Origin of the sequence: Streptococcus sp. SP1 (genome assembly GCF_030440005.1) — a bacterium.
Taxonomy (GTDB): Bacteria; Bacillota; Bacilli; order Lactobacillales; family Streptococcaceae; genus Streptococcus; species Streptococcus parasanguinis.
Genome location: NZ_JAQFJJ010000038.1, coordinates 1 through 3,403, shown reverse-complemented (window position 1 = coordinate 3,403; position 3,403 = coordinate 1). Strand labels below are relative to the sequence as shown.

Sequence of the window (3,403 nt, the reverse complement as noted above, 5' to 3'; positions counted from 1 at the left end):
AGAATTAAGCATTTAACTCAATTCACACCTCACTGCTTAGACGTGCACTTCCAGTCGCACGCTTTAGTTAGCCTACTGCGTCCCTCCTTCACTACATACTCTAGTACAGGAATATCAACCTGTTGTCCATCGGATACACCTTTCGGTCTCTCCTTAGGTCCCGACTAACCCAGGGCGGACGAGCCTTCCCCTGGAAACCTTAGTCTTACGGTGGACAGGATTCTCACCTGTCTTTCGCTACTCATACCGGCATTCTCACTTCTATGCGTTCCAGCGCTCCTCACGGTACACCTTCTCCACACATAGAACGCTCTCCTACCATACCTATAAAGGTATCCACAGCTTCGGTAAATTGTTTTAGCCCCGGTACATTTTCGGCGCAGGGTCACTCGACTAGTGAGCTATTACGCACTCTTTGAATGAATAGCTGCTTCTAAGCTAACATCCTAGTTGTCTGTGCAACCCCACATCCTTTTCCACTTAACAATTATTTTGGGACCTTAGCTGGTGGTCTGGGCTGTTTCCCTTTCGACTACGGATCTTAGCACTCGCAGTCTGACTGCCGACCATAATTCTTTGGCATTCGGAGTTTATCTGAGATTGGTAATCCGGGATGGACCCCTCACCCAAACAGTGCTCTACCTCCAAGAATCTTAATGTCGACGCTAGCCCTAAAGCTATTTCGGAGAGAACCAGCTATCTCCAAGTTCGTTTGGAATTTCTCCGCTACCCACAAGTCATCCAAGCACTTTTCAACGTGCCCTGGTTCGGTCCTCCAGTGAGTTTTACCTCACCTTCAACCTGCTCATGGGTAGGTCACATGGTTTCGGGTCTACGACATAATACTATTGCGCCCTATTCAGACTCGGTTTCCCTACGGCTCCGTCTCTTCAACTTAACCTCGCATCATATCGTAACTCGCCGGTTCATTCTACAAAAGGCACGCTCTCACCCATTAACGGGCTCGAACTTGTTGTAGGCACACGGTTTCAGGTTCTATTTCACTCCCCTCCCGGGGTGCTTTTCACCTTTCCCTCACGGTACTGGTTCACTATCGGTCACTAGAGAGTATTTAGGGTTGGGAGATGGTCCTCCCAGATTCCGACGGGATTTCTCGTGTCCCGCCGTACTCAGGATACTGCTAGGTATAAAGACTATTTCGAATACGAGGCTCTTACTCTCTTTGGCTGACCTTCCCATGTCATTCTTCTATATTCTTTATGTCCACATTGCAGTCCTACAACCCCGAAGAGTAAACTCTTCGGTTTGCCCTCCTGCCGTTTCGCTCGCCGCTACTCAGGCAATCGCTTTTGCTTTCTCTTCCTGCAGCTACTTAGATGTTTCAGTTCACTGCGTCTTCCTCTACCTATCCTTAACAGATAGGAGTACTAGCCATCAGCTAGTGGGTTCCCCCATTCGGACATCTCTGGATCGTCGCTTACTTACAGCTCCCCAAAGCATTTCGTCGTTTGTCACGTCCTTCTTCGGCTTCTAGTGCCAAGGCATCCACCGTGCGCCCTTATTAACTTAACCTTATTTTTGGTCTTACGACCTAAACTCTTTAAATATTTACAGCGTTTCGGTTTATTTTCTTGTTACTATTTGATATAGATATTCAATTTTCAATGTTCAAGCTTAACACTACTATAGTGTTAATGGAGCCTAGCGGGATCGAACCGCTGACCTCCTGCGTGCAAAGCAGGCGCTCTCCCAGCTGAGCTAAGGCCCCACAAGACCTCTCAAAACTAAACAAGACCAACGTACAGGTTTCCATTTCCTTAGAAAGGAGGTGATCCAGCCGCACCTTCCGATACGGCTACCTTGTTACGACTTCACCCCAATCATCTATCCCACCTTAGGCGGCTGGCTCCTAAAAGGTTACCTCACCGACTTCGGGTGTTACAAACTCTCGTGGTGTGACGGGCGGTGTGTACAAGGCCCGGGAACGTATTCACCGCGGCGTGCTGATCCGCGATTACTAGCGATTCCGACTTCATGTAGGCGAGTTGCAGCCTACAATCCGAACTGAGACTGGCTTTAAGAGATTAGCTTGCCGTCACCGACTCGCGACTCGTTGTACCAGCCATTGTAGCACGTGTGTAGCCCAGGTCATAAGGGGCATGATGATTTGACGTCATCCCCACCTTCCTCCGGTTTATTACCGGCAGTCTCGCTAGAGTGCCCAACTAAATGATGGCAACTAACAATAGGGGTTGCGCTCGTTGCGGGACTTAACCCAACATCTCACGACACGAGCTGACGACAACCATGCACCACCTGTCACCTCTGTCCCGAAGGAAAACTCTATCTCTAGAGCGGTCAGAGGGATGTCAAGACCTGGTAAGGTTCTTCGCGTTGCTTCGAATTAAACCACATGCTCCACCGCTTGTGCGGGCCCCCGTCAATTCCTTTGAGTTTCAACCTTGCGGTCGTACTCCCCAGGCGGAGTGCTTAATGCGTTAGCTGCGGCACTGAGTCCCGGAAAGGACCCAACACCTAGCACTCATCGTTTACGGCGTGGACTACCAGGGTATCTAATCCTGTTTGCTCCCCACGCTTTCGAGCCTCAGCGTCAGTTACAGACCAGAGAGCCGCTTTCGCCACCGGTGTTCCTCCATATATCTACGCATTTCACCGCTACACATGGAATTCCACTCTCCCCTTCTGCACTCAAGTTAAACAGTTTCCAAAGCGTACTATGGTTAAGCCACAGCCTTTAACTTCAGACTTATCTAACCGCCTGCGCTCGCTTTACGCCCAATAAATCCGGATAACGCTCGGGACCTACGTATTACCGCGGCTGCTGGCACGTAGTTAGCCGTCCCTTTCTGGTAAGTTACCGTCACAGTGTGAACTTTCCACTCTCACACTCGTTCTTCTCTTACAACAGAGCTTTACGATCCGAAAACCTTCTTCACTCACGCGGCGTTGCTCGGTCAGACTTCCGTCCATTGCCGAAGATTCCCTACTGCTGCCTCCCGTAGGAGTCTGGGCCGTGTCTCAGTCCCAGTGTGGCCGATCACCCTCTCAGGTCGGCTATGTATCGTCGCCTTGGTGAGCCGTTACCTCACCAACTAGCTAATACAACGCAGGTCCATCTCTTAGTGATGCATTTGCACCTTTCAAGTCAACATCATGCAATGTCGACTTTTATGCGGTATTAGCTATCGTTTCCAATAGTTATCCCCCGCTAAGAGGCAGGTTACCTACGCGTTACTCACCCGTTCGCAACTCCTCCGCTCGGTGCAAGCACCAAGCTTCAGCGTTCTACTTGCATGTATTAGGCACGCCGCCAGCGTTCATCCTGAGCCAGGATCAAACTCTCATTAAAATAATTGTTTGTCTTAAACTCATTCTGTCACTGACAGATTTATTGTTTTTTATTGTTCAGTTACTACAACTT

Annotated in this window: 1 tRNA gene and 2 rRNA genes; all 3 read right to left on the bottom strand. The window is 49.5% G+C overall.

The annotated features are described in order from the left end of the window. Positions 1 to 1,533, bottom strand: a 23S ribosomal RNA gene (locus PCY07_RS10395); the annotation flags it as partial. A gap of 123 nt (positions 1,534 to 1,656) precedes the next feature. Continuing rightward, a tRNA-Ala gene (locus PCY07_RS10390) sits at positions 1,657 to 1,729 on the bottom strand. A gap of 53 nt (positions 1,730 to 1,782) precedes the next feature. Continuing rightward, positions 1,783 to 3,331: ribosomal RNA gene (locus tag PCY07_RS10385) — 16S ribosomal RNA — on the bottom strand. Positions 3,332 to 3,403: the final 72 nt, after the last annotated feature.